This is a genomic window from Streptomyces tricolor, from assembly GCF_002155905.1.
Classification (GTDB): domain Bacteria; phylum Actinomycetota; class Actinomycetes; order Streptomycetales; family Streptomycetaceae; genus Streptomyces; species Streptomyces tricolor.
Genome location: NZ_MUMF01000445.1, coordinates 1 through 2,818, shown reverse-complemented (window position 1 = coordinate 2,818; position 2,818 = coordinate 1). Strand labels below are relative to the sequence as shown.

Here is a 2,818-nt window from a genome sequence, read left to right as displayed (position 1 = left end):
GGCCGTACGGGTGCCCCGGCGATGACCGGCACCCGTACGGCCGCCGCGGCCAGGTGTTTCCGGGTGAACTCCAGGGCCTCGGCGAGGTCGGCCTCGCGCTCGGCGCCGGACATCGCCCGCCGCGTGTTGACCTCGATCACGACATGGCCGTCGAAGCCGGTGTGCACCAGGCGCTCCAGCAGCTCGGCGCAGGGCTGGGTGCCGCGGCCGGGGACGAGGTGCTCGTCCTTGGCCGAGCCCCGGCCGTCGGCGAGGTGCACGTGCCCGAGCCGGTCCCCCATGCGGTCGATCATGCCGAGGGCGTCGGTGCGGGCCGTCGCCGTGTGGCTGAGGTCGATCGTGAAGTGCCGGTAGTCGTCGTTCGTGACGTCCCAGTCGGGGGCGTAGGCGAGCATCTCGCGGTCGCGGTAGCGCCAGGGGTACATGTTCTCGACGGCGAACCGTACGTCCGTCTCGTTCGCCATCCGCCAGATGCCGGTGACGAAGTCCCGGGCGTACTGCCGCTGCCAGCGGAAGGGCGGGTGGACGACGACGGTGGAGGCCCCCAGCTTCTCCGCCGCGGCCCGGGCCCGCTGGAGCTTCACCCAGGGGTCGGTGGACCAGACTCGCTGGGTGATCAGCAGGCAGGGGGCGTGGACGGCCAGGATGGGAATGCCGTGGTAGTCCGACAGGCGGCGCAGCGCCTCGATGTCCTGGCTGACCGGGTCGGTCCACACCATGACCTCGACGCCGTCGTAGCCGAGGCGCGCGGCGATCTCGAAGGCCGTCGCCGTCGACTCCGGATAGACGGAGGCGGTCGACAGCGCGACGGTCACGTCCGTTGGTTGAGCCACGTCCTGCACCTTACGGGGTTGAGCAGTGGGGGTGTCGGGTGCCTGTTCGCCGTTGTGACGTTCGCCATGTGCGCGGCTGCGGGCGGGTGGCCGCTCCGCGCGCCCACGGCGGCGCAGCCGCACATCGGTACGGTCCCGCGCCGTTCGGGCCGCTAATCGGAATCCATGTGATCGAGGCGCCGGAGGATCACGCCCTCTCTGAGGGCCCAGGGGCAGATCTCCAGTTTCTCCACGCCGAAGAGGTCCATCGCGCCCTCGGCGACCAGGGCGCCGGCGAGGAGCTGGCCCGCCCGGCCCTCGGAGACTCCGGGGAGTTCGGCGCGCTGTTCCGTGGTCATGCCCGCCAGGCGCGGGACCCAGGCCTCCAGGGACTCGCGCTTGAGTTCGCGCTGGACGTAGAGGCCCTCGGCGCTGCGGGCGGCACCGGCGATGCGGGCGAGCTGCTTGAAGGTCTTGGAGGTGGCGACCACGTGGTCGGGGGCGCCGAGGCGGCTGAATTCGCCGACCGTGCGGGCTATCTCCGTGCGGACGTGCCGGCGCAGGGAGCGGACGTCGTCCGGGGCGGGCGGGTCGCCGGGCAGCCAGCCGGCGGTGAGCCGGCCGGCGCCGAGCGGGAGGGAGACGGCCGCGTCCGGCTCCTCGTCCATGCCGTAGGCGATCTCCAGGGAGCCGCCGCCGATGTCCAGGACCAGCAGCCGGCCGGCGGACCAGCCGTACCAGCGGCGGGCGGCGAGGAAGGTGAGCCGGGCCTCCTCGGCGCCGGTGAGCACCTGGAGCCGTACGCCGGTCTCGTCGGCCACGCGCGCGAGGACGTCGTCGGCGTTGGTGGCCTCGCGGACGGCGGAGGTCGCGAACGGCAGCAGGTTCTCGACGCCCTTGTCCTCGGCGGCCTGGAGCGCGTCCCGTACGACGGCGATCAGCTTGTCGATGCCTTCGTCGCCGATGGCACCGCTGTCGTCGAGGAGCTGGGCGAGCCGAAGGTCGGCCTTGTGGGAATGCGCGGGCAGCGGACGCGCGCCGGGGTGAGCGTCCACCACCAGCAGATGCACCGTGTTCGAACCCACGTCCAGGACACCGAGTCTCATGTACGGAACGCTACTGCCAGATCGTCCGTGCTCCGTCCCCGGAGCGGTGCTGGGCCACTTACCCTGGACGGGTGCCAAAGACGAAAAAGGCGAAGGTCGACAAGGCGGACAAAAGTCGTAAGGCTGCCAGAACCACCAAGGAGGCGAAGATGAGCGACGAGAAGGGGCTCGACTTCGCCCGCGCCTGGGTGGAGTTCCCTGATCCGGCGGACGACGAGCAGGTGTTCCGCTGCGATCTGACATGGCTGACCTCTCGCTGGAACTGCATCTTCGGCAGTGGCTGCCAGGGCATTCAGGCGGGCCGGGCGGACGACGGGTGCTGCACGCTGGGGGCGCACTTCTCCGACGAGGACGACGAGAAGCGGGTCGCCGAGCATGTGGCGCGGCTCACGCCGGAGATCTGGCAGCACCACGACGAGGGCACGCGGAACGGCTGGATCTCCGAGGACGAGGAAGGCTCCCGGCAGACGCGCCCCTTCCAGGGGTCGTGCATCTTCCAGAACCGGCCGGGGTTCGCGGGCGGCGCGGGCTGCTCCCTCCACATCCTCGCGCTGAAGGAGGGGCGGGAGCCGCTGGAGACCAAGCCGGACGTGTGCTGGCAGCTGCCGATCCGGCGGACGTACGACTGGATCGACCGGCCGGACGACACGCGCGTGCTCCAGGTGTCCATCGGGGAGTACGACCGGCGGGGCTGGGGGCCCGGCGGCCACGACCTGCACTGGTGGTGCACCTCGGCGACGTCGGCACACGGCGCCGGGGAGCCGGTGTACGTGTCCTACCGGGCCGAGCTGACGGAGCTGATGGGGAAGGCCGGGTACGACCGCCTGGTCGAGCTGTGCGAACAGCGCCTGGCATCCCAACTCCCCCTCCTGGCCCCGCACCCGGCCGACCCCCCTACCC

Annotated in this window: 3 protein-coding genes; 1 reads left to right on the top strand and 2 read right to left on the bottom strand. The window is 71.6% G+C overall.

Going from position 1 to position 2,818, the window contains the following annotated elements:
- On the bottom strand, positions 1 to 833 hold an 833-nt coding region (locus CCN44_RS29145), incomplete at its 3' end, for a sugar phosphate isomerase/epimerase family protein (RefSeq protein WP_331478620.1).
- A gap of 152 nt (positions 834 to 985) precedes the next feature.
- Entirely contained in the window at positions 986 to 1,918 is a 933-nt protein-coding gene (locus tag CCN44_RS29140) for a Ppx/GppA family phosphatase (RefSeq protein ID WP_059251652.1), read from the bottom strand.
- A gap of 71 nt (positions 1,919 to 1,989) precedes the next feature.
- On the opposite strand from CCN44_RS29140, the gene CCN44_RS29135 reads away from it, so the two are divergent.
- A partial coding sequence (locus CCN44_RS29135) for a hypothetical protein (RefSeq protein ID WP_107502115.1) occupies positions 1,990 to 2,818 on the top strand: 829 nt, incomplete at its 3' end.